Raw genomic sequence first — 23,058 nt, 5'->3', positions numbered from 1 at the left:
GCTCGACTTCGATCGGCGCGGTCGGCCGTCGGTGCGCGGTCTCGATCGCTTCTACGCTGAGGTGCTTCGGGCAGCAGCTCGTTCGCCTGCCGGCTGGAGCGTGGTGCGGCGCCCCCCGGATGGAATCAGAAGCCCGGCCGCTGCCGCCAGCACCGCAGCCATCATGATGAAAGTGAAGACGTTGACGTATCCCTGCTCCGCCGGATAGCCGGTGGGACCGGTCCTGGCGGCGATCAGGGTGGCAGCGATCGCCGAGCCGAAGGCCCCGCCGATCGTGCGGATGTTCGCGTTCATCCCCGTCACCGCGCCCGTCTGGTCGGGCCTCACAGCGGCTACGACGGCATTCGCGAGGCAGGCGTAGACAGCAGCGACGCCGACGCCGGTGAGGCCGGAGACGACGTACATCTGCCACGTTTCGTCGTGGAAGTAGGCGGCCATCCCGGCGCCTGCGGCGGTAAGCAGCGACCCGGCAACCACCACCTGCCTGGTCCCGATTCGTCGCGCGACCATCGGGACGAGAAACCCGAGGGCGAACGCTCCAACTGTCTGGGGCAGCGTGATGTGGCCGGCCTCGATGACCGATGCACCCAGGCCGTAACCTTCCGATCTGGGTACCTGGGAGAACTGGGGATAGAAGGTGAACCCGGCAAACATGGCCAGTCCCGTCGTGAGTGCCACGACGTTCGCGCTCCAGACCCCACGAACGGTCATCATGCGCAGGTCGATGAGTGGCACCGGAAGCCGCCACTCGACGACTGCCCACACCGCACAGGCGACCACCGCCAGAGCAATCAGCCCAAGTGCCCGCAGCGAGATCCAACCGGCTGCCGGCGCGCTCGTCACACCTACGAGGAGTGGCACGAGCCAGCCCGCCAGGAGCAACGCGGGTAGGAGAGGCACTCGCTCCCGGCTCCGCGTCGGCGATTCCGGGACCAGGAAGAGCATCGCCACGGCGGCAAGGGCGGCGACCAGCCCGGGTAGCAGGAAGATCCAGCCGTAGCCGAACGCATGCAGGATCGGCCCTGACGTCATCATGCCGGCCGCGAAACCGATCGCCATGAGCGACGAGATGAGGCTGATGCCGATCGGCACGAGCCGCGTCGGCATCTCGTCTCGCACCATGCCGAAGGCCAGTGGGAAGAGGCCACCCGCCACGCCCTGCACCACACGCGCGACGATCAGTACGGCTATGTTGGTGGCGATCGCGGCAAGGACCGAGCCCGCTGCCAGCAGCACAAGGGTGACGAGTGTGAGGCGCTTCTTGCCGTAGGCGTCGCCCAGGCGGCCGAGAATCGGCGTGGCCACCGATGACGAGATGAGGAACGCGGTCATCACCCAAGAAGCGGCCGACTGGGTGGCGCCGACCTGTTCCTGGATTCGTGGGAGCGCGGTGACGGCGGTCGACTGCAGCATGCAGTACGACGCCACGCCGGGCGCGACGACCGCGAATGTGAGCCAAGGACGCGCTGGTGGCGCGCTGTGGCTACGCACTCAGGCGCCGGATCGGGATTCGTGACCGGTGAGTGAGGCGAGTGAGGAGCCGGTGACCGCGCGGTAGTTGTCCAGGAGCTGCTGTACCTCGCTCGGGGAGATCACATTGGCGATGTCTTCGAAGGGCAGATCGCCGGTCCGTTCGAACACCTCACGAAGCAGGGCGTCGGGAGGGTTCACGCGATTGAGCTGAACGATCTCTGCCGTGCGCGGCAGGCGCTCGCGCTCGTAGCGCGTCAGGGCAGCCCGTGGGTTCGCCTCTTCCACGAGCGCATCGGTCAGGGCCCGGGTGTCGAGGATCGCCTGGCCGGCGCCGTTGGAACCGCGGGGCACCATCGGGTGGGCGGCATCCCCGAGCAGGGTGACGCCACCCTTGGTCCAGAAGGGCAGCGAGTCCTGGTCGAGCATCGGATATTCATAGACGCGTTCGGCGCCCCTGAGCATGGCCGGAATGTCGAGCCAGTCGAAATCCCATCCCTCGAAGGGCTCGAAGAACTCACCATCCTCGGCGACCTGATTCCAGTTGCGGTTGGTGCGCTGCGGGACCGCGATCTCGGCCACCCAGTTCACCAGCTGGGTGCCGTCGTCGTAGTTCAGGATCGGGTAGATGACGAGCTTGCCGGTCTCGAGCCAGCCCACGCGAACCATGCTCGCGCCGTCGAGGTACGGCGCCATGCGCGTTGTGCCACGCCACATCGTGTAACCCGAGTAGAGCAACGCGCCCTCGTCGGGGTGCAGGATCCTGCGGATCGTCGAATGGACGCCGTCGCAACCGACTGCGACCACGCCGTCGTAGGTCGACTCCGCACCCGCGGAGTCGACAGTCCGTACGGTGACCCGGTCTCCATGGTCGACGAAGCCAGTCGCCTTGGCGTCGAGTACGAGACTCTCCTCGCCGAGACGTTCGCGAACCAACTTCGCCAGCGTGAGCTGGAGCTCGCCACGATGGATCGAGTACTGCGGCCAAGGAAAGCCAGCCGCGTTGCCCGCCGGGTCGGCATGGATGAACTGACCGAACCGGTTGTAGAAGACCGATTGCGACGTCTGCACCGAGATGGGCGTCAAATCGTTCTGCACGCCCAGCTGCCAGAGTTCCTTGCTCGCGTGCGGAAGGATGTTGATGCCGACACCCAGCGGCTTCAGGTCCGGTACCGCCTCCAGAACCCGCGCGCGGATACCTGCACGCTCCAGCTGCAGCGCCAAGGTAAGTCCGCCAATGCCGCCACCGATGATGAGGACCCCGTTGGTCGCCGTCATCCTCCGCCTCCCGCCTCTGCCATCGCACTTGGCCGTCACGCGGCCACACCCGGGACTCGTACCTGGGGGCAGCCACGACTCTTGTGCAAGTGAGTGCGAACGCGAGTGATGGCGGCAAAGAATTCCGTCCTTCGCGACACGGCACGGTCCCGCGTCAGCGCGGTGTCAGCCCCCACGTGTGACCGACGCCACCGACGTGCGATGCTCGTTCCACTATGAGGAATCAAACGGGCGGAACACTGTCATCGGTCGACAACGCGTTGCGTGTGCTGGAACTCCTGAGTGTGCGCACCAGCTTGCGGGTCATCGAGGTCGCCGACCATCTCGGCGTGGCGCGCTCGACTGCCCACCGGATCCTGGCCGCACTGCTCGCCCGCGGCTTCGTGGTCCAGGACGCGCACAAGATTTACCGGCCCGGCCCGGCCATCGAGCGCTTTCGACTTCCCCACCTCGGCAGGCCGCGCGCCACCGAAGATCTGGTCCATCCGCACCTGGAGCGCCTTGCGGCCGCGGTGGGCGAGACATGCCACGTGGCCGTTCTCGAGGGCAACGGCACCCGCTTTCTCGACAGCGTGGAGTCCTTCCAAGCGCTGCGCGTCGGCAATCGGATAGGCATGTTGCTGCCCGCTCACAAGACCGCCATCGGGATCGTTCTGCTCGCTGAGCTCCCGCTGACGACCCTGCGATCCATCTATCCGCGTGGCTTGACCGGAGACGCCCGCGAGGCGAAGCAAACCCTCGTGGCGCTCGAGGGCAAGATCAGGACGGTTCGCCGGACGGGTTACGCCGTCAACATGGGGGACAGCGACGTGGGGATCTGCGCGATCGGCATGTGCCTGCGCGATCCCTTCGGCCGCGCGTTCGCCGGCATCGCGATCGCCATCCCGACTCCGCGGTTCGACCGGAAATCGACGCAAGAGCTCGTTCGGGAGCTCAGCAACACCGCCGAAGCGGTGCGGCAGGAGATGGCTCAGGGTCTCACGTTGGAGTCGCCTGTTTCCTCGGGCGGTGCGGCGCATTCCCCACTCGCCGACAACTGACCCTGATTCCGGAAGGCGGAATCCGGCCAAGGTTCGCGAATGGGTGACTCGGTCCGGCCCTACGGTTCTACAACGCCTCAAGAGCACCGGGTGCGTTCGATCTCAGAGAGGGTCGCCGTGATCACCACGACTAGCAGCTCAATCGAGCGCTGCATCCTCGGCGGTTTCCGAGGTGGGGAATGAGCGCGCGGCCTCGGCACGCGCGATCGGTCGCGAACGACGCGACGTCGCACTATGTCGTCGTCGGAGACGGTCCGCCCCTGGTACTGCTGCACGGGTTTCCCCAGACCTGGCGGGAATGGGAGGGGGTGATCGAGCACCTCGTCGACGAGTACACGATCATCGCACCGGACCTGCGGGGACTGGGCGGCGTGCCAGGGCCTGCAAGCGGCTATGACATCTTCGCTCTGGCTGAGGACGTGCGGGCCATCGTCGAACGTGAGGTCGGCAGCGGACCGATCACGCTGTGCGGGCATGACATGGGTTCCTACGTCGCCTTCGCCTACGCGTTGACGCATCGTGACGGTGTCAGTTCCCTCACCCTGGTGGACGCACCCCTTCCTGGCACATCGCTGGGTGACTCGCTCAGGACCAATCCACGCACCTGGCACGTCGCCTTCCACCAGAACGCCGACGTGGCGCATCTGCTCATTGCCGGCCGCGAGCGGGAGTACCTGGAGTACTTCATCCGCTCGCGACTGATCAATCCCGACGCCGTCTCAGGTGCCACGATGGACTCGTACGTTGGCGCCTACACCGCGCCCGGAGCGCTGCGCGCGGCGCTGGAGATGTACCGATCGTTGCCCTACAGCTCTGAGCTCGTGCGCGCGGAGCTGCACGAACGTGGCAAGCTGACCTGCCCTCTTGTCTACGTGGCGGGAGCGTTGACCGCGATCCAGGACGACGTGCGCGCCATGGTCGAGGAGATGTCTCTGGGCGGCGACATCCGGGTGGTCGAGTCCTCGGGCCATTACGTTCCCGAGGAGCAGCCGGAGGTCCTGGCCGGGATCATCCGCGACATGCATGCGAAGGGTCTCACATGACCGCACCCGCACTCGAGCGGCCCCGGTTCTCGTTCACGGCCTACTGCACCCCCCACAACGATGCGTTCGACGACATCCGCGACGCGGTGGCGACCGGCGCTGATGGCATCGGCCTCTCCGAACTCAAGATAGAGACCGGCCGGGAGAACGAGCTTCACGACGCGATGGAGCAAGCCGGCCTCGTCTCCACCTTCTGCGTGCCGCGAAGCCACACCCTGCTGGGAATGCCGTTCGGTCCAGCCTCGCAACTGAAGCTCTCTCTCCAGCAGCGCGTCGACATGATCGCGGCCAGCATCGAGCGCCTCGCTCGGTTCAACCCTGTCGCGATCGTGATCGCGCCCGGCGCGACCGGCGATCCGATCCACCCGGCCGGTCCCGTGGAGGACGTCTACGAGGCGTTGCCGATCATTGCCGACGTAGCGGCTGAGTTCGGTCAACAGATCGCGTTCGAGTTGCTCGGCCAGCGGCGAGGATCGGCCATCTCCACGATCCCCGACATGGTCGCGGTCATGGACGCGATCAACCGGCCCAACGTCGGCCTTGCCCTGGACAACTTCCACAGTTGGCCCGAAGAAGGGCTCTACGAGCACATCCACGAACACATCGACAGGGTCATCGCTGCTCAGGTCTGCGATGTCCGCATCGACGAGCGCAGCGGGCTTGACCGCGAGATGCCCGGCCTGGGCCGCGCGACCGCGGTCCCCTGGGTCGCGAACCTCCTCGACGCCGGCTACCGCGGATGGTGGGAGTTCGAGGTCTTCTCCGACGACGGCACCTTCGGCAACGACTTCCCCGATTCCTACTGGCACATGCCCCACGCGGAGTTCCTCCGTATGGGACGTCAACACTTCGAGACGGTCTGGCAGGAAGCCACAGACCTCGCAGCCGCGATGCAGCGAAGGAGCCGAGGACGGTGACCCGAACGAAGCTCGCCCTCAACCAGCGGATGACCCCGCACAACGACTTCTTCGCCGACGTCTCCCAGGCGCAAGCTCTCGGGTACGACGGGATCGGTCTCGACGAGATCAAGATGCCCGAGGGGATCGACGCTCGCGCCCTCGAGGCCATGGAGGCCGCCGGCCTGGTGTCGACCTTCGTCACGCCCAGTATCTGGCCGATCATCCCGGGTCCGCTCGACCAGCCCGGCCAGCTCACGGACATCTCTGCTCGCGTCGAGGCCATCTGCGCGAGCGTCGAGCGGCTGGCGAAGTTCTCGCCGCTCGGCGTCGTGGTCGGTGGCGGCCGCAGCGGTGATCCGACCAACCCGGCCGGCACACCGGACGAGATCGCCGAACCACTCGCGCGGATCGCGAAGACAGCCGCCGCCTACGGTATGGACGTCGCGCTGGAAGTGATGCCGCTGCGCCGAGGATCCGCCATCCCCGACGTCCCGACAGCGGTGGCGCTCCTGGACGAGCTCGGACTGTCCAACATCGGCCTGCTCATCGACGTGCAGCATGTCTGGGACGAAGCCGACCGCGACCCCGTCTTGACCAAGAACGCGTCACGTGTGCTGTACGCCCAGCTCAACGACGTCAGATCGCCCCAGCGCACCTGGGCGGACCGCCTGCTCCCGGGCGATGGGCTCAGCCAGGCGCCGGCGATCGCCAACGCATTGCAGGCGGGCGGATATCAGGGCTGGTGGGAGCTGGAGGTGTTCTCCGACGACGGCACCTTCGGCGTCGAACTGGAGGACTCGCTGTGGCGGATGCCCCACCTGGAACTCCTGCGCCTGGGCAAGGAACGGATGCTGCGCACTCTCGGCAGCCTGTCAGGGGAGGCCTGAAGCCATGAACGCGTCCCACGAAGTCGAGGCCACGGCGCGGGCATTCGACGAATTCGAGATCGATGGATGGTCCAAGCTCGGCTCCGCGTACCACGAAAGACTCGGCCCGCTGACCAGTCGTGCCGCACCCGACATCGTCGCCTCCGCGCGCCCCCAACCGTCTGACACGCTGCTCGACGTCGGAACCGGTCCCGGCTACGTCGCGGCGGCAGCAGCACGGCAGGGGCTGCGCGTCACTGGCTGCGACATCTCCGAGCCCATGCTCAGGCTCGCGCGCACACTCCACCCCGAGATCAGGTTCGACGCGGCGGACGCCCGCGCCCTGCCCTACGGCGACGGTCACTTCGACATCGTGACCTCCGGCTTCGTCCTGCTCCACACCGCGATGCCGGAGGTGATGGTCGCCGAGGCGGTCCGAGTGCTCAAGCCCGGCGGACGCTTCGTCACCTCGGTCTACGACGAGCCGGCCAAGGCACGCTTCGCCAGCGTGTTCGGAGAGGCACTCGGGAGCGTCCAGATCGCACCACCTCCGATGCCGCCTGGTCCCGGACTCTTCGACCTGTCCTCAGCCGAGAAGCTCCGGGTCCTGCTGAGCGAGGCCGGCCTCGTTGACGTGACCGTCAAGACGCTCGACCTGAGCCACGACCTGCCGAGCGCTCAGGACCTCTTCGACAGCTTCGCCGAGAGCACCGTACGAGCCGGCACGATCCTGTCGGCGCAATCCACCGCCACCCGTCAGCGGCTCGTCACCGCACTCGCCGCCGCGCTCGAGCCCTACCGCAGTGGCGACCACTACGAAGTACCGGTGTCCTTTCTCGTGGCATCGGGCACACGCCCCCCGAAGGAGTCCAGGTGAGCACCAATCGCCGTCCCGCCGATGTCCCCGACTACCGGGCTCGCGCCGCGCTGGACGGGCAACGCATCGTGGTCCTCGGAGGGGGTGCCGGCATGGGCCGCCAGACCGTGCACGCGCTCAGCCAGCTCGGCGCCACGGTGGTGTGTGTCGACCGTGAGCAGGCCCTTGCCGAGACTGTCGCCGCGGAGTCCGGAGCCATCCCGATGGCCTGCAACGTGATGGACCCCGACGACCTCGGCCGTTGCTTGACGGCAGCGGTGACCGAGCTCGGCGGCTCCCCGACCTCCATCGTGGACATCATCGGCACGGCCTGGATCGGCGACTTCAAGGACATGACGCCGAGCGATTGGGAGTTCCAGCTCGACATCAACCTCCGGCACGCCGTCCACGTCGCCAACCTGATCCACGAGCTTCCCGAGCTTCCCGAGTCGCTCGCCTTCGTCGGGTCGATCTCGGGCAACAGGCACGTGCCGCGGCAAGGCGCCTACGGCGTGGTCAAGGCCGCCCTTCACCAGCTCGTCCGTGCGCTGGCCGACGAGCTCGGACCCCAGGGCGTGCGCGTCAACGCCATCGCTCCGGGCTGGACCAAGACACCACGCCTGCTGGAGAAGCTGGGGGAGGAGGCATGGCGCATCGTCGACGCGGAGATTCCCCGCGGATTCGCGGCCGATCCCTCGGAGATGGCGGGACCACTCGCGTTTCTCGTGTCGCCGCTCGCGAGCTACATCACCGGTCAGATCCTCACCGTCGACGGCGGCCTCACCAACGCTCAGGCCACTCCCCGCGTCTTCTGACACCCGCCTTCCAACGCCGCATCTTTCAACCCGCATCTCAGCGCACACGCGAGGAGCCTCCATGAAGGCGATCAGCTTCACGAAGCCTGGTCCATCGTCGGTACTCGAGTACGGCGAACTGCCCACTCCCGAGCCCGCTGCCGGGGAGGTACGCGTCCGGATCGCGAAGTCGGGTGTCAACCCGAGCGACTGGAAGTCACGCGCCCGTGCCGTCTACGAGGCCTCCGGCGAGCGAACCATTCCCCATCACGACGGTGCCGGCGTCATCGACGCGGTAGGGGAGGGAGTCGACCCGGCCCGCATCGGCCAGCGGGTGTGGCTCTACTTCGCTGCCTGGCAGCGCCCCGGGGGGACAGCGGCGCAGTGGACGACCGTCCCGGACCGGCTCGCGGTGCCACTGCCCGACGACGTGCCAGACGAAGTCGGGGCCTCGCTCGGGGTGCCGGCCATCACCGCCCACAACCTGCTCGGAAACCTGGGTGCGCTCAAGGGCGGGACGGTGCTGGTGAACGGCTTCGGCGCCGTCGGCTTCGCGGCCCTTCAGCTGGCGACCTGGGCGGGAGCTCGAGTCGTCGTTTCCACGAGCTCGGCCGAGAAGCGCGACCTGGCGAAGAGGCTCGGCGCTGACGACACGCTTGACCCGACACATCCGGACAACCTCGCCGTTGCGAGAGGTCTGATTCCGGAGAAGGCGATCCGGATCGTCGAGCCCGCGCTCGGTGCGAACATCGAACGCGATCTGGCCGTGCTCGCGCCGAGCGGCACCATCGCCATCTACGCGACCGAGGGGCCGGCCCCCTCGGATCTGCCGGTGCGCTCCTTCATCAACCTCAACGGCCGCCTGGAGTTCACCGGACTCTACTGGCTTCCCCGCGAGTCGGTCACGAAGGCAGTGGAAGGCATCAACGAAGCCCTCGACGCCGGCTACCTGCGCGGCTACCCGATCCACCGATTTGCCCTTGAGGAGACCGCAGCAGCTCACGACGCGCTCGCCGGGGGCATCTTCGGCAAGGTGATCATCGACGTCCCGTAGGACAAGGGAATCGCATGAGCGGGCTACCGGGGGTGTACGGCGTAGGTCAGGTGCGTCACCCTCGGGGAGGGCTCCACGCGGACCGGCTCCAAGGCCACGCGGGCCGCGTCCACACCCTCGAACAGGCGGATTCCGGAGCCGAACAGCACGGGCGCCAGCGCGATCGAGAACTCGTCGATCAGACCGGCGTTGACGTACTCAAGGATCGTCTCGGCGCCGCCGGCGATGCGGACGTCGCGGTCGCCGGCGGCCTCGCGGGCCTGGTCGAGCGCGGGCTCGATGCCGTCGTTGACGAAGTGGAACGTGGTCCCGCCCGGCCGCTGCCAGGGGTCGCGCTTCTCGTGCGTCACGACGAAGACCGGCGTGTGGAACGGCGCCTCCTCCGGCCACGCCTGCTCGCCGGCGTCGAACATGCGCTTGCCCATGACGCTCGCGCCGGTGCGCTCGAACGTCTCCCGCACGATGTCGTTGTCGAGTCCTTCCTCGCCGCCCTCGCCGAGCTTGAGGTTCTCCCGGAACCACCGCTGCGGGAACACCCACGCCTGAAGCTCCGACCACTTCGTCATCCAGCGCTGGACCCTCGGGTCGCTCTGACCTTCGGGTGAGAAGACGTCCTCGACAGGCACGGCCTCCGGCGCCATGAAGCCGTCGAGCGACATCGTCACGCTGAAGAACACCTTCCCGGCCATCAGCCCTCAGCTCCCTTCCGAACGATCTCGGTGACGTAGGCAGCCAGGTGGCTCAGGGTCTGCTGGCCGCCCTCGATCGCGTGGTACTTCTCGACCGCCTCGTCGCGCAGTTCCTTGGTGGGGAACACCGTGCGCATCTGCATCCGGGTCGCCGCGCCGTCCGGTTCGAACGTCAGGACCGACTCGAAGGCGTTCGGGTCGTCGCGGGACTCACCGTGCAACAGCGCGATCCGCTCCGGCGGGGTGATCTCTGTCCAGGTGATCCACTCCTGGTAGTCCGTCCCGTCCGGTCCGTGCATCACGAAGTCCCATTCCCCACCGATGCGGAACTCGAACGCCCGTGTGGTGGTGGTGAACCCCTCCGGTCCCCACCACCGCGACAGGTGCCGGACCTCGGTGAACGCCTCGAACACCAGCTCTCGCGGGGCGTCGATGCCCCGGGAGATGAGGATCTCGCGGTCGGCCGTCGCGGACTGCGCCGGCGCTCCTCTTTCCGTCGAGCTCATCGGCTACTCCTCCTGTCTTGCCTGCTTCAGGTCCTGCACGTATGCGTCCAGCCGGTCGAAACTGTCGTTCCAGAACCGCTCGAATCCGCCGGCCCACTCGTGGACCGGCCGCAGCCCGCGGGCGTCAAGGCCGTAGAGGCGCTGCTTGCCTGCCTTGCGGTCCCGCACCAGCCCGACCTCCCGGAGCACCCGCAGGTGCTTGGACGCCCGCGGCTGGCTCATCCCCAGCTCCTGGGCCAGGTCGTTCACCGGCCGCTCACCCGCCCGCAGGAGCGCCAGGATGTCCCGGCGCTGCGGCTCGGCGATCGCGTTGAAGACGTCCGACGTCGTCGCTGCTCGTGCCATAGCGGCCATCATATTCCGATAAGGGAATGCGTCAAGCCGGGATGGGTGAAGTCGCGGACCAGAACCCGGCCGGATAACCGCTTGGGCCCTGCGGCGCACCGGCGTGCGCCGCAGGGCCGAAGCCGTCACGTCACGAAGCTGAACCTTCCGACGCTTCGAGCGGTGCCCAGCGGCGTGGTCACGGTGATGTAGCCGGTTCTGGCGTTGGGCGGGGCGACGAAGGTGATGGTGGTGCTGGACACCACGGTGAACTGGGTGATCTCCACGCCACCGAGGGTTACCGAGGTCGCGCCGAGGAAGTCGGTGCCTTCAACGGTCACCACCGCGCCCTCGTAGCCGCCGTACGGGCTGAAGTCGGTGATCGTCGGCGCGGCCGGCGAGACGGTCACCAGGGTCGAGGCCACCATCGGCGTCGAGGCGGCGTCCTCCCGGTAGGCGGCGGTGATCCAGACCTGGCCGGCGAACAGGCCCTTGACCACGCCGGCGTCCGACACCGTGGCGGTCGCCGGGTTGCCGCTGGTCCAGGTGACCTTGGCGTTGCTGGCGTTCTTGGTCGTGCCGTCGGACATCGTCAGCACGGCGGTCAGCCGGACCGTCTTGCCGTTCAGCACGTTCGGCGTCGGCGGCGAGAGCGACACGCTCGCCACGTCCGGCGCGGTCACCTCGACCTGGGCCGTCGCCTTGATCGCCGGGTCGGCGCCGAGGGTGACGGTGATCGTGGTCTTGCCCTTGGCGACGCCCGTCACCTGCAGCGTGGTCGGGTCGACCGTCGCGATCGTGGTCGACTTGCTGGTGGCGGTGACGAGCGCGCCGGCGTCCCGGGTGGAGCCGTCGCTGTAGACGGCGGTGACGTTCAGCTGCTGCGTGCGGCCTTTGGCCACCGTCACCGGCGCCACGCTGATGCCGGTGAGCCTGGCCGAACCGGTGGTCAGCCTGCCCATGATCGCGTCGGCGTACCGGCGCGCGCCGGCCCGGTTCGGGTGCCCGATGGAGGCGATGGGGCACGGGGCGAACTGGAACACGGTCAGGCAGGCGCCCACGCGGCTGCCGACCACCTCGTCGTCGAGGCCCGAGAAGAGCTTGCTGTCGGCGTCGAACAGGCCGTCGCCGGGGCCGAAGCCCGGGTCGACGAAGTGCAGCCAGGTGTGATTCGGGTCGAGCGCGGCGACGTGCTGCTGGGCGAGGTTGCGGAAGTCGCGGTCGAAGGTCGCCGAGCGCTCGATGAGCGTGTTCGCGCCCAGGTCGGCCACCGCGCGCAGCCAGTCGCGGGACTTGCCGAGCCGGTCGGCCAGGACCAGCTGCTCCGCCGCGACCAGGCCGCGGTCGAAGATCGGGTAGTAGCCGGTGTAGATGATCGTCGCCTCGGGATGGTCGCTGTGCAGGGTCCGCAGCATCTGCTCGACCGGTGCCCCGCAGCGCTGCGTTATGGAGTCGCGCAGGTCTTGCAGGCCGACCAGGGGGTTCAGGATCTTGTCCACGCCGACGTCGTTGATGCAGCCGTCCACGAGAATGACGTCGGCCTCCTTGTCGCGCACCTGCTGGGCCTGGCAGACGCCGATGTCGGGGCTGCTCGTGGGTACCTCGCCCCCGTAGTACCCCGCCGTGGCGCGCAGGCCGGGCGCGCAGCCCGCGCCGTCGTGGACGAAGGCGCCGGAGTGCGAGACGTTCATCGCGTCGGTGTACTCGACCGGCCGGCCGCTCTGCTGGTGCAGCGCGTCCTTGACCAGCTCGGGGTACTTGTGGTTGGGTGCGAGGCCCTGACCCCAGGCGATCGAGTCGCCGAGCACGAGCATCCGGATCGGGTTGCAGCCGGACCCGACCGTCGTCGACCACTCCGGCCCCGTCTCCGGGGCGTCGTCCGTGGCGGTGATACGCAGCCGGGCGCCGGCCGAGGTGAGGTCGGAGGTCTTGATGGTGAAGGTGGCGACGGCATCGTTGCCGCTGAGCGGGCCTTGGCCGACCGGCGCCTCGACGCCGTCCAGCGTGGCCGTGTAGCCGGTGAGGCCGAAGAACTCGTCGGAGAAGTGCGCGGTGACGGTGACGTCCTGGTCGCACGAGGCGGTGCTGGACACCGTGGCCTGGACGGTCGGCGCGGCCGGCAGGGCGCTGGTTTCCCCCTCCTGGATCGGATGCACCATCGTGCGTTTGCCGTTGATGATGGCGCTGACCGCGAACCAGCCGGAGCCGCCCTTCGGCAGCGGGATGGCGGCCCTGGTCACGCCCGCCGGCAGGGTCGCCACCGGGGTGGTGGGGAACTCGGTGTTGAGGTCGGGCGTCTGGTAGATCTCGTAGCCCGTGGCGCCTGGCACCGGCGTCCACTTCAGGCCGACGCCCATGCCGAGCCCGACGGCGTCCAACTGCGGGCCGTGGTCCGGGTCCGACAGTGCCGGGTGCTTGGTCACCACCGCGGCCGGGCCGCCGGCGCCGCCCGCCACGGCCACGAACGACTTGCCGAGGTTGAGCTCGCCGTCGATGTCGGGGGCGAAGATGAAGTCGTCGGCCCAGAAGATGGCGCCGGGCTCGATCCGGGCGGTCTCCTGCCGCAGCGCCTGCCCCGGCTGTCGCAGGTAGTGCGGGCTGTGCTGGTCGGTCATCTGCACGGCCGCGTTGTAGATCGGCACGTCGGCCACGTTCTTCAGGCCCACCCGCACGCGGTACGGGTAGCGGTTGTAGATGTCCTGCTCGGCGTCGACGATGATGGTCACCGCGGAGCCGCCCCACACGTGCACGGGCTTGATGGTGCGGGCGTCGACGGTGACCGGCTCGCCGAACGGGCTCAGCGTCGCCGCGTAGGTGGCGTTCAGGTCGTAGAAACCCTCCTTGTCGCCGCGGACCAGCCAGGCGGTCGTGGCGCTGTGCCCGCCGGAGACGTCGGGGACGGCGACCGTGGCGTGCTGCTGGATGGTGGTCGGCGCCAGGGTCAGCCCCGCGGGCAGGGTGAGCGTCGCGACGCCGCCGTCGAGCGAGAAGTCCGGGCCGGCGAGGTTCGTCACGGCCAGCTGGACGCTGAAGAACTCCTTGAGCCAGCTCGCCTTCGCGGGCATGACCAGCCACACCAGCTGCGGTTTCTCGCGGACGTGGGTGACCGAGACGGAGACGTCGTAGCCGCCGGCGGTGAAGCCCGCCGTCCGGCGGTCCGTCGAGCAGGACGCGTCGGCCCCGTTGGCGTCCGGGCAGAGCGGGAAGCCGCCGGGCGAGGCGTAGCCGGTCAGTTTCACCGGCTCGGTGTTGATGGCGAGGCTGATGCTGAACTGGTAGACCCGCTGGTTGCCGGGGTCGTCCGGGTCGATGCCGGCGGCCACGATCTCGTCCTTGGTCAGCGGCTGCGATGTCAGCGACGTCTCGGCGACCTGGCCGGTCGTGAGGTTCACGGTCGTCGTGCCGCTGCCGTCGGTGACCGTGCCGGTGCCGGTGCCGGGCAGGTAGCCGGCCTGCCAGGCGTAGACGGTGTAGGTGCCGTCGCCGAGGGCGTTGAGGTGGGCCTTGCCGTCGGCGTCGGTGGCGGCGCTGGTGCGCGCGCCGGAGGCGTCGACGAGCATCACCGAGGCGCCCGGGAGCGGGGCGCCGCCGCCGGTGACGGTGACGACCAGGCCCTCCTCGGCGGGCTTCTGCTTGACGGTGACGACCAAGGTGTCGGTGCTCGTCTCGGCGGCCGAACGCACGGTCAGGGTCGCCGTGTACGTGCCCTCACGGGTGTAGGTGTGGTCGGCGACCACGCCGGACGCGCTGCCGCCGTCGCCGAATGCCCATTGGTACGACTCGATTCCCAGGCTCGGCCGTGAACCCCCGCCGTCGAAGCGCACCGGCTCGTCCACGACCGCGTTGACGTCGTCGCCGGCGTCGGCGATGAGGGGCTCGCCGGGGGCGACGACGAAGGTCACGGTGCGATACGTGCTGAGCCGCCCGTCGCTGACCGTGAGCCGGGCGACGAACGTGCCGGCCCGGACGTAGGTGTGGGTCACCGCCGCGTGTGGCAGCGCGCCGTGGTCGGTGGTGCCGTCGCCGAAGTCCAGCGTGTACGTCAACGCGTCGCCCTCGCGGTCGCTGCCCGCCACGCCGAGCTGGACCGTCAGCGGCGCCACGCCGCGGGTCTGCCCGGCGGTGAGGGTGGCGCTCGGCGCGGTGTTGGCCGCGCTGCTCACCGCCACGTCGACCGTCTTGGAGGCGGCGGCACCTGACGGGCCGGTGACGGTGATGTAGGCCCGATACACACCGGGCTGTGTGTAGGTGTGCGCGAGGGAGAGCGGGTCGTACGGCGCGGCGATCTGGCCGGTCGCCACCGCTGTGCCGTCGCTGAAGTCGACGCGGTACGCGAGCGCCCGTCCCGTCGGCTCGGAGGCACTGATCTTCAGCGTGGTGGCCAGCGGCGCCGGCCCGCGCGCGGGCTCGGCCGTGACGCTCAGCGGCACCGAGGTCGCGTCGATGACGACGGGGATCTGCGGCGCGTACCAGGAATGGTCGGCGCCGAATGCGTCCTGGTAGCGCACCCTGGTCTGGAGCACGGCCGGCCCGCTGACCAGCCCGCCGGTGAAGAACGTGGTCCGCCAGACGCCGTCCGGGGACGGGTTGAACGCGGAGCTCCCGCCGCCGGTGTTGAGATAGAAGTCGACTTGGCTGAGCTGGAACCCGTCGGCAGGGCGGAACTCGGCCGTGGCCAGCCCGGTCAGTACCGCACCGGGGGTCGGCACGGTCACGCCGCCGGGGGAGCGCGCGTCGACGCCGACCTGGACACTGTCCTCGGCGGTGCGGCCGCCCGCGGTGGTGGCGGTGACCCGGACGGTGTACACGCCGTTGGCCACGACCGCGCCGGCCGCGTCCCTGCCGTCCCACTCGAGCGCGTTGTTCGTGTAGCCGTAGCAGACGGGGTAGCCGTGCTGTTGCGCAACGTCCTTGGTGCGGCGCACGGCGCCGGTCGCGTCGGTGACGGTCAGGCGCACGACGGCGTCGGTCGACAGGCAGTACTGCACCGCGATCGTGTCCTCGTAGCCGTCGCCGTTCGGGCTGAAGTACCGCTGCGAAGCCTGCTGCGAGATCGTCAGCCGCGGCGCGTTGTCGACCGTGATCGGCACGCCGTCGCCGTACCAGGTCTGGTAGGCGCCGAACGGGTCGCGCCAGGTGACCGCGGTCCGGAGCTGGTTGGTCCCATCGGGACAGGCGGTGCTGTCGAGCCTGCCGCGGAACGCGCCGTCGGCGGACGGCTGCCGCACGGTGGCGTAGCCGGGTCCGTCGCAGTAGACGGTGACGTCGGTGACGCCGACTCCCGCGGTGGGCGTGAAGACCCAGTCGAACGGCCCCTCGACCGCGGCCTGCGGCGTGGGGGAGGTCAGCGTGCCCGGCAGGCCGGCCTCGACGCCGACCGTGACACTGTCCTCGACGGCCCGGCCGCCCCCGTCGACGGCGCGGAGTCGCACGGTGTAGACGCCGTCGGCGGCGACCGCTCCGGCGTCGGTCCGCCCGTCCCAGGTCACGGTGGCGTTCCACCCGCCGGAGCACTGCCGGCCCGGGAACGGCGGACCGGCGATGGTACGTACGACGGCGCCCGCGCCGTCGGTGACGGTCGCGGTCACCTCAGCCGGCGCGGACAGGCAGTAGTAGATGGCGAGGGCGTCGTCCTGGGTGTCGCCGTTGGGGCTGAAGTACCGGTGCGACGGCTCCTGCCAGATCTTCAGCGTCGGTGCGTTGTCGATGGTCACGTGCACCGGCGGCGCGGTCCAGTACTGCTGCGCGCCGAACGGGTCGGTCCACAGCACGAGGGCGTTGACAGTGGTCGGGCCGCCGACGCACGCGGTGGTGTCGATGCTGCCGGACAGGCCGTTGGAGGAGCCGCTCGCGCCGTCGCAGTACACCTGGACGGAGTCCACGGTGTGGCCGGGCGCCGGCGTGAAGACCCAGTCGACGGTGCCGGAGAGGGTGGCGCCCCCGGCGGGCTCGGTCAGCGCGCCGGGGCCGTGCTGGTCGACGCCGACCGTGACCGTGTCCTCGGCGGCCTGGCCGTCCGGGTCGGCGGTGCGCAGGCGGACGGTGTAGACGCCGTCGGCGACGAGCGCACCGCCGTCGTCGCGGCCGTCCCACTCGGCCGCGGCGTTCCAGCCGTAACAGGTGGGGGACCCGGACCCGTCGAGGACGGTGGTGCGGACCACGGCGCCGGTGGCGTTGGCGACGCTCATCGTGACCGGCCCGCTGCGGGACAGGCAGTAGTAGACGAACGCGGTGTCCTGCTGGCCGTCGCCGTCGATCGTGAAGTACCGATGCGAGGCATCCTGATCGATGACCAGCCGCGGCGGGTTGGTGACCGAGACCGGTACGGCCGGCGCGACCCAGAACTGCGGGTTGCCGAACGGGTCGGTCCAGCTGACGGAGGCGCCGATCTGGTTGGCGCCGGCGGTGCACAGGGTCGTGTCGCCGGCGCCGCTGAACGTGCCGTCCGGGTTCGCGGTGGCGGCGTAGCCGAGGTCGGTGCCGTCGCAGTAGGCGTTGACGTTCCGCACGCCGACACCGGCTGCCGGGGTGAAGGTCCAGTGCAGGGTGCCGGAGACGGCCGAGGCGGGTGCCGGCGCGGTGATGGCGCCCGGGGTACGGGTGTCGACGCCGACCTGCACGGCGTCGTCGCCGGTCTGGCCGGTCCCGTCGACCGCGTGGACGCGCAGCGTGTACACGCCGTCGGCGACCACGGTGCCGCCGTCGCCGCGGCCGTCCCAGACGGCGGCGGTGTTCCAGCCGTAGCAGGGGGCGCCGCCCGGGTGCGAGACGTCGCTCTCCACGGTGCGTACCCGCGTGCCGGCCGCGTCCTCGACGGTCACGGTCACGTTCGCCGGCGCGGCGAGGCAGTAGTAGACCGCCAGCTCGTCGCTCTGGGCGTCGCCGTTAGGGCTGAAGTAGCGGTGCGAGCCGCCCTGGTCGATCGCCACCGTGGGCGGCTCGGCGGCGGTGGCCGCGCTCGATGCGACGGCGAGCCCGAAAAGGCCGCCGAAGAATGCCGCGACCAGCCATCGGCCGGCGCGAGCAGGGACGTCGAAAAGCGAACTTGGCACGTGCCACCTCCATCGATGGACGACAGTGTCTCGGACACTGTAAAGCCGGAAATTGATCCGCATCACAAGTCGTGCGGAGTTTTTCGCATGACGTTAAACGCGCGGTCGATCTTTCTCTGCCGCAGTGGCGGAGAAATGGCCGGCGAAAACTTCCGACCGGTAGATTCCGGCCACGCCGACTGGTAGCATGCCGCGAATGAGAAGTCGCCGAAACCTTGTCGTGGCAACGGTTCTCATGGCGAGCCTGATGGGCGCCTGCGACGGAGAACCGCCGAAACCGGCGCCCGCGACCAGCCCGCCGCCGCCGGACACGCAAATCGTACAATTGACCGCCGACGGGGCGCGCCACTTCACCCCGTCCACGATTTCGGTACATCCCGGAAAGGTCCGGATCGTCCTGGCCACCACCGGCGAAATGAAACACACGTTCACGTCTCCGACCCTCGGCGTCAATTCCGGCGAAATTCCCGCCGGAAAATCGGTGACACTCGACTTCAACGTGCCGAAAACAGGCGAATATCCGTTCTACTGCGCGTATCACCAAGGTCAGGGAATGGCCGGAACGATCAGTGTCAAGGCGTAGGTCGATGCCTTGATCGGCGACCAGGGCGCCATCTGGCACCTGGTCGCCGATCTGCTTGCACAACCTCGACGATTCGGGAGGGGGACTACTTGGCGGAGAAGACGCGGCGCAGGAACTTGCCGATCCGTACGCCGGCCACCGCACCGGCGGCGCCGCCGGCACCGGCGGCCGGAGCGATGGCGTGCGCACCGACGACGGTCGCCACACCCGGGGCGGCCGTGGACGCGGCGGCCGTGGCGACGACGGTGCCGGTGATCCCGCCGATCACGCCGAGCACGGCGCCGATTGCTGCGCAGGCCGCATCGAAGCCGGTGTCGGCTTCCTTGGCTGCTTTGGCCATGCCTTCGGCGAGCTTGCGACCGGCCTTGGCCGCTTGAATTCCGTTGGACATACCCGCCTCACCAGTGCTGGTCCCAGTGATGCCCGCAGCCCGACCTGCCGCAGGTGTAGCCGGTCGAGCCGGAGAAGCCGGGGCAGGAACACCGGCCGCACTGACCCCACGCCGCCATTGGCGACCACGAGTCGACGTCCGGCCGGACCGGACAGAGTTTGCGGACAGGCAGCGTGCCCTGGCCGTCGTGCGCCGCTGCGAGACGTGGCGCAGTGATGATGGTCATGACAGAAGTGAAGCGCCGTAACGCTCCCGGCGCGTGTCGGCTCTTCGGCTGTCATACCGCCCGTGAGCGGTAGTCGCCCACCTCGTCGGCGCGGAGAAGTCCGTCCTCGATCGCCCGTGCCAGCAGCGCGGTCTTTGTCGGAACCGGCCGGCCGATTTTGGTGTACTTCACGCGCACCCTGCCGATGTACTGCTTGACGGTCGCCTCGCTGATGCCCATCCGGGACGCCACCGACGCCTTCGACATCGACTGGAACCACAGCAGCAGGGCGGTGCGTTCCTGCTCCGACAGGTGGGGGCGCTGCGGGCGGTCGTCGGCGAGCAGCGCACCGGCCTCCGTCGGGGTCACGTACGGCTCATCGGCCGCGGCCGCGAGGATGACCGACATGCAGTGGTCACCGGATTCGTGCTTGGCCACGTAGCGGGCTCCGGCGTCAATGACCGCGAGCACGATCTCCCGTTCGTCGTGGTTGGAGTAGACGACGACGCGGTAACCGGAACCGCACAGTTCACCCACCTGATCGATGATCATTTCATCGCCGAGTTCGAGATCGAGGACGAGCACGTCGGCGTCCCGGCCGGGTCCGGCAAGAACGGCCTGCACCGACGGGCCACTCGCGATCAGCGTTGCCCGTTGCCGGGGATCACGATCGATCCACGACCGGACACCCTCGATCGCGACCGGATGATCGTCGATGATGGCGACGGTCACCGGCCGTGCCAGCGCGTCTCGATCCACAGCCGACCTCCTTCTCGATGCGTGGTGAAGAGGACGTCAGGATGGCTGCTCGCGGCGACGACGTCAGGGGAGTCGGCGACGACGCTGACGATGACCGAGCAGTCGGTGCCGACGACGGTCAGCCGGGCCGCCGTCCGGGCGCCGCTGAGCGCTTCGACGGCCGGGTCGGTGAGAGCCCGGCGTACGGCGACCGGCGGCACGGGCAGCACGCCGATCACGCTCAACGACACCAGCGCGCCGCGCCGCTCGGCGATGTCAGCGCAGGCGCGCATCTCGTGCAGCAGCGGTGCGGGAACGTCGTCGGTCTCGGCCATCAGCCGCCGCAGCCGCGCCGCGCTGGCAGAAGCGCTGCGCCGTACCGCCGAGTCGGCTGGATCGGCACCGTCAGCGAGGTCGGACAGCACAGCGACACTGTCGCGGCGTACCGCACGATAGCGCTCCGCCCTCGTCAGCGCGGCCGCCTCGGTCGCGGCTTGGAGCGCCATCGCCGAGGCCCGAGCGGCCGAGTTCGCCGCCGCCCACCTTGCCGCGGCGTCGAAGCTGTGCGTGCTGATGCTGTACCCGAGCTGCAACGTCACCGCACCAAAGATCACCATGAGGTAGCGGGCGAACGACATCCGGTCCAGGGCGCTCTCGGCCGCCATCGCCGCCAACATCAGCAGCGCGTTGACGGCCTGCGTCGCCAGCAGTTCGCGAGGCCTGCACCGCCACAGCGTCAGCACCAGCAGCCAGCCCACCGAACCCGTAGCCCAGTTGGCCGGGGAATGGGTCGCCGCACCGGGCGTCGACACCAGCACCGCGATTGCCACCAGCAGCGTGCAGACCGCCAACACGCGGGCCAAGGCCGCCGACCCCGGTCCGCGCAGCAGCATCATCGCCCCGACCAGACCGATCACCGTGTACACCGTCCACGCGACGGCGGCGAGGACCGGCCAGCGGTACACCGTCCACTGGGACACCAGCGACGGCAGATCGAACCCGAGATGCCAGCACGCGGCAATGACCACGGCGGCGACGACCGCGCCGCGCGCGTACCGCTGGGCCACCGTCACCGCCGCGTCAGCACTCACGGCGTCCACCACAAGGACACGACGGTCCCACCAGCCCCTGACGCGACCGCCGCATCACCGCAGACAGAGCGCATCCGCTCCACGATCGCCTCACGGATGCCGTACCGGTGCGCGGGCACAGCATCGACCTCGAACCCGCCGCCGTCGTCGCTGACATTGATACGAACCATGCCGTCGTCGCACCACAGCCGCACCAGCGTGTCCGACCCATAGGCGTGGCGGGCGACGTTCGTCAGCGCCTCCGTCACCGCACTCGTGAAGGCCGTGCCGACTGCGGCCGGGACGACGCATGGAGCGCATTCCCACCGCACAGCGATCGCCAGCCCGTGCCCGGCCGCGACCAGATGGCGGTCCAACGCCACCTCGCCAGGCAGGTCCTCCACCCGCCCCGCGCTCTCGATCAGCTCCAGATCGGCACGCGCCCGCTCACGCAGAATCGCCGACGTACCCTGCAACGCGCCCGTCGCGACCGTTACCAGCGTCGCCAGCACCGTGTTGTGGATACGCCGGTTCTGCTCACGCTCCTCCGCCCGGCGGGCACGCGACGCCTCAGCGTCGCGCTCGGCGTCCCGCGTCGCCGTCAAGGCCTCATCGGCGGCGGCAGCGGCGCGGCGCAGCACACGCATGAGCGACGCGGTCGCGATCACCTGCACAACCTGAATCCCCACGGAGACAGCACCGCCATCACCAGACCCAGCCAGGTGCGCGCCCAAAGCGTGGGCGGCGACGACTGCCAACCCCGCCGGCACCGCGTACCGAGCCGTCCAGGCGAAGTTCGCGATCACGATACTCATCGTCGCCAGACCCGCGACCCAGCTGACCCCATCAGGCAAGATCGCCGCGGCAACGAGGCGGCCCTGTATCAGGCACAGGCACGCGGTGATCGCCACGTCCGCCGCCATCAGCCAACTCGCCAGACCCCGCCGCAGCGCGTACCAGGCAAACAACCCGGACCACGCAAGGCTCACCGTGACCGCTGGGAGCACCCATTCGACCGACGCCGGCGCGGCGATGCTGGCCAGCGCGGCGGCAGCGCCCGCCACCGCCACGGTGGTACGCATCGCAGCACCGCACAACGCGGTAACCCGATCGAGCGCCGCGGCGGCGGGCGCCGCCTCAGCATTGTTCACATCGGGCACGATCCATGTCATCACAGATGGCTAGCGCTCGCGACGACCGAACAGCCGATACCCGGAAGACAGTTTCGTGCCCTCGACGGCCACCGATATCGCGCCTCGAGCCATGCTGGCGGCAGCGCGGCTGACCATCCCGGCGCGCGATGCCGGCGGGGCGTCGGCGATGCTGTGGGCGTGGAGTACGTGTCCAGAGTGCCGCGACCGCCGCTGGACGGGCTGATCGACGACCTCTACTACCTGGAGGGTACGCCACCGTACGCCCGGCTGACGCTGCCGCCGTCGCCAGCGGCATTGGTCATCGTCAACCTCGGGGCGCCGTTCCGCATCCGCGGCGGCACCGACATTGAGACGGCGGAGTACGCCGACGGCTGCGTGGTCACCATGCCCACCCGCGCGTGGGACTTCGGCTACCCACTCCCCACCCGGTCCGTCGGCGTGCACTTCAAGCCGTGGGGGCTGGCGCCGTTCCTGCCGATGCCCGCGGCCGAGCTGTGTGACCGGCCGGCGACGGTAGAGCAGGTTTGGGGCCGGCCCGCCATTGCTGAGCTTCGAGACCGGTTCGCCACGGCGGACGAACCGCACGAGATGCTGACGCTGCTCGAGGAGGAGCTCATGCGACGGCTGTGCGAGACCGCGGGCCTGGGGCTGGTCCGTCATACGAGCAGCGTCATCGCGGCGACCAACGGGGCGGTGGCGATCGGCGACCTGAGCGAGGCAGCCGGTGTCAGCAACACTCATCTGGCACAGCGGTTCAAGGAGCTCATCGGCGTCACGCCGAAACGGCTGGCCCGCTCCCACCGCTTCGCCGCCACCGTGCTCGCGATCAACCCCGCCGAGCCGATCGACTGGGGCGACCTCGCCGTTGGCGCGGGCTACTTCGACCAGGCCCACTTCGGCCACGAGTTCCGGACGTTCACCGGGCTCACGCCGACCCGGTACATCGAAGTCCGGCGGCGGTTCCTGCGCGAACATCCCGGCCACGCGCTGGACAGCTGGCCGCTGCCGGCCGATTGATTTCTTACAAGAGCTTCAGCTCACGACAC

At 69.3% G+C, this 23,058-nt stretch carries 19 protein-coding genes; 9 read left to right on the top strand and 10 right to left on the bottom strand.

Annotated elements, in window-relative coordinates; all coding sequences use genetic code 11:
• Window positions 1-51: 51 nt before the first annotated feature.
• Both AB0367_RS33695 and AB0367_RS33690 read right to left on the bottom strand, forming a co-directional pair.
• Window positions 52-1,428 carry an MFS transporter gene (locus AB0367_RS33695; RefSeq protein ID WP_366230537.1) on the bottom strand — a complete coding sequence of 459 codons (1,377 nt, stop codon included), beginning with the start codon at window positions 1,426-1,428 and terminating at the stop codon, window positions 52-54.
• A gap of 63 nt (window positions 1,429-1,491) precedes the next feature.
• Entirely contained in the window at window positions 1,492-2,748 is a 1,257-nt protein-coding gene (locus AB0367_RS33690) for a flavin-dependent oxidoreductase (RefSeq protein WP_366230536.1), read from the bottom strand.
• 215 nt (window positions 2,749-2,963) lie between these two features.
• Between AB0367_RS33690 and AB0367_RS33685 the strand changes: the two genes are divergently transcribed.
• From AB0367_RS33685 to AB0367_RS33655, 7 genes are all read left to right on the top strand, one after another.
• Window positions 2,964-3,788, top strand: a complete 825-nt coding sequence (locus AB0367_RS33685; protein WP_366230535.1) for an IclR family transcriptional regulator — start codon at window positions 2,964-2,966, stop codon at window positions 3,786-3,788.
• Window positions 3,789-3,967: 179 nt separating this feature from the next.
• Window positions 3,968-4,831, top strand: coding sequence for an alpha/beta hydrolase (locus tag AB0367_RS33680; protein WP_366230534.1), 864 nt, complete (start codon window positions 3,968-3,970; stop codon window positions 4,829-4,831).
• Window positions 4,828-5,748 (top strand): sugar phosphate isomerase/epimerase family protein, encoded by a 921-nt coding sequence (locus AB0367_RS33675; RefSeq protein ID WP_366230533.1) that lies wholly within the window; start codon window positions 4,828-4,830, stop codon window positions 5,746-5,748. Before AB0367_RS33680 ends, AB0367_RS33675 begins: the two co-directional genes overlap by 4 nt.
• Window positions 5,745-6,617, top strand: coding sequence for a sugar phosphate isomerase/epimerase family protein (locus AB0367_RS33670; RefSeq protein WP_366230532.1), 873 nt, complete (start codon window positions 5,745-5,747; stop codon window positions 6,615-6,617). The genes AB0367_RS33675 and AB0367_RS33670 overlap by 4 nt, the downstream gene beginning before the upstream one ends.
• Before the next feature lie 4 nt (window positions 6,618-6,621).
• Window positions 6,622-7,473: a methyltransferase domain-containing protein gene (locus AB0367_RS33665; protein ID WP_366230531.1), complete on the top strand. Its 852-nt coding sequence runs from the start codon at window positions 6,622-6,624 to the stop codon at window positions 7,471-7,473.
• A complete protein-coding gene (locus AB0367_RS33660) occupies window positions 7,470-8,267 on the top strand; it encodes an SDR family oxidoreductase (protein ID WP_366230530.1) in 798 nt (265 codons plus the stop codon). Before AB0367_RS33665 ends, AB0367_RS33660 begins: the two co-directional genes overlap by 4 nt.
• Before the next feature lie 61 nt (window positions 8,268-8,328).
• Window positions 8,329-9,300: an NADPH:quinone reductase gene (locus AB0367_RS33655; protein WP_366230529.1), complete on the top strand. Its 972-nt coding sequence runs from the start codon at window positions 8,329-8,331 to the stop codon at window positions 9,298-9,300.
• A gap of 23 nt (window positions 9,301-9,323) precedes the next feature.
• Here AB0367_RS33655 and AB0367_RS33650 read toward each other — a convergent pair whose 3' ends face one another.
• The 4 genes from AB0367_RS33650 to AB0367_RS33635 form a co-directional block, all read right to left on the bottom strand.
• Window positions 9,324-9,989: a dihydrofolate reductase family protein gene (locus AB0367_RS33650; RefSeq protein WP_366230528.1), complete on the bottom strand. Its 666-nt coding sequence runs from the start codon at window positions 9,987-9,989 to the stop codon at window positions 9,324-9,326.
• The gene (locus AB0367_RS33645) at window positions 9,989-10,495 is read right to left on the bottom strand and encodes an SRPBCC family protein (protein WP_366230527.1); all 507 of its coding nucleotides are present in this window, start codon (window positions 10,493-10,495) and stop codon (window positions 9,989-9,991) included. The genes AB0367_RS33650 and AB0367_RS33645 overlap by 1 nt, the downstream gene beginning before the upstream one ends.
• A 3-nt stretch (window positions 10,496-10,498) precedes the next feature.
• Complete coding sequence (locus AB0367_RS33640) at window positions 10,499-10,840, bottom strand: metalloregulator ArsR/SmtB family transcription factor (RefSeq protein WP_366230526.1); 342 nt, start codon at window positions 10,838-10,840, stop codon at window positions 10,499-10,501.
• A gap of 125 nt (window positions 10,841-10,965) precedes the next feature.
• On the bottom strand, window positions 10,966-17,871 hold the full coding sequence (locus AB0367_RS33635; protein WP_366230525.1) for a PKD domain-containing protein: 6,906 nt from the start codon (window positions 17,869-17,871) through the stop codon (window positions 10,966-10,968).
• Between the two features lie 235 nt (window positions 17,872-18,106).
• Between AB0367_RS33635 and AB0367_RS33630 the strand changes: the two genes are divergently transcribed.
• Window positions 18,107-18,454, top strand: coding sequence for a cupredoxin domain-containing protein (locus AB0367_RS33630; RefSeq protein WP_366230524.1), 348 nt, complete (start codon window positions 18,107-18,109; stop codon window positions 18,452-18,454).
• An 85-nt stretch (window positions 18,455-18,539) separates the two neighbouring features.
• On the opposite strand, the gene AB0367_RS33625 is transcribed toward AB0367_RS33630, so the two are convergent.
• The 4 genes from AB0367_RS33625 to AB0367_RS33610 all read right to left on the bottom strand — a co-directional run bounded on the left by AB0367_RS33625 (window position 18,540) and on the right by AB0367_RS33610 (window position 22,030).
• The gene (locus AB0367_RS33625) at window positions 18,540-18,845 is read right to left on the bottom strand and encodes a hypothetical protein (protein WP_366230523.1); all 306 of its coding nucleotides are present in this window, start codon (window positions 18,843-18,845) and stop codon (window positions 18,540-18,542) included.
• Between the two features lie 277 nt (window positions 18,846-19,122).
• Complete coding sequence (locus tag AB0367_RS33620; protein WP_366230522.1) at window positions 19,123-19,809, bottom strand: response regulator transcription factor; 687 nt, start codon at window positions 19,807-19,809, stop codon at window positions 19,123-19,125.
• On the bottom strand, window positions 19,779-20,879 hold the full coding sequence (locus AB0367_RS33615) for a hypothetical protein (RefSeq protein WP_366230521.1): 1,101 nt from the start codon (window positions 20,877-20,879) through the stop codon (window positions 19,779-19,781). Before AB0367_RS33615 ends, AB0367_RS33620 begins: the two co-directional genes overlap by 31 nt.
• Window positions 20,876-22,030 (bottom strand): ATP-binding protein, encoded by a 1,155-nt coding sequence (locus AB0367_RS33610; RefSeq protein WP_366230520.1) that lies wholly within the window; start codon window positions 22,028-22,030, stop codon window positions 20,876-20,878. Before AB0367_RS33610 ends, AB0367_RS33615 begins: the two co-directional genes overlap by 4 nt.
• A gap of 159 nt (window positions 22,031-22,189) precedes the next feature.
• On the opposite strand from AB0367_RS33610, the gene AB0367_RS33605 reads away from it, so the two are divergent.
• A complete protein-coding gene (locus AB0367_RS33605) occupies window positions 22,190-23,029 on the top strand; it encodes a helix-turn-helix domain-containing protein (protein WP_366230519.1) in 840 nt (279 codons plus the stop codon).
• Window positions 23,030-23,058: the final 29 nt, after the last annotated feature.

Source organism: Dactylosporangium sp. NPDC051484 (assembly GCF_040689395.1).
GTDB lineage: Bacteria > Actinomycetota > Actinomycetes > Mycobacteriales > Micromonosporaceae > Dactylosporangium.
This window is presented reverse-complemented; position numbering and strand designations above follow the sequence as displayed.